Origin of the sequence: Achromobacter sp. 413638 (assembly GCF_043119405.1) — a bacterium.
Classification (GTDB): domain Bacteria; phylum Pseudomonadota; class Gammaproteobacteria; order Burkholderiales; family Burkholderiaceae_B; genus Achromobacter.
This window is the reverse complement of sequence record NZ_JBICCO010000186.1, coordinates 1-420: the sequence shown is the minus strand read 5'-3', so window position 1 is coordinate 420 and position 420 is coordinate 1. Positions and strand designations below refer to the sequence as shown.

At 61.0% G+C, this 420-nt stretch carries 1 pseudogene; it reads left to right on the top strand.

The features are described 5' to 3' along the window. Positions 1-218 (top strand): annotated as a pseudogene (locus ACEU5R_RS31995) (hypothetical protein); the annotation flags it as partial. Positions 219-420 lie beyond the last annotated feature (202 nt).

Here is a 420-nt window from a genome sequence, read left to right as displayed (position 1 = left end):
TGGCCGGTAGTCGGCAGGCTCCGAGCCTGGAAGATCACGAACACAAGCCATCAGGGAATTCGCAATTCACAATGCTGTACCCAAGTGGCAGTTCCGGCTTTGGCGCCGGCCCTGGCTACACGATCAATGGCGCGATGCAGACCGGCGCCATGACAGCAAAAGGTGGGGCCGAAACCCGGCCCGTGAACGTCGCTTACCATCCCCGAATCCATGCCTAATTTCATGCATGGATTCGGGGGAGAAAAGCGACGTTGATGGGACGAGTTTCCGCCCCTCCGGAGGTCTCGGTCCATCGAGAGTTTCCGAATCCGCTTTTGCCTCCTGGCTGCATCTGTGATGCGCCGCTGGTCGTGTCCCAGAGATCCCCGAGCAACTGGTGCCGGTGGCTGCGGAACTGGTCAGCCTGCCTGCTGCCGAGCG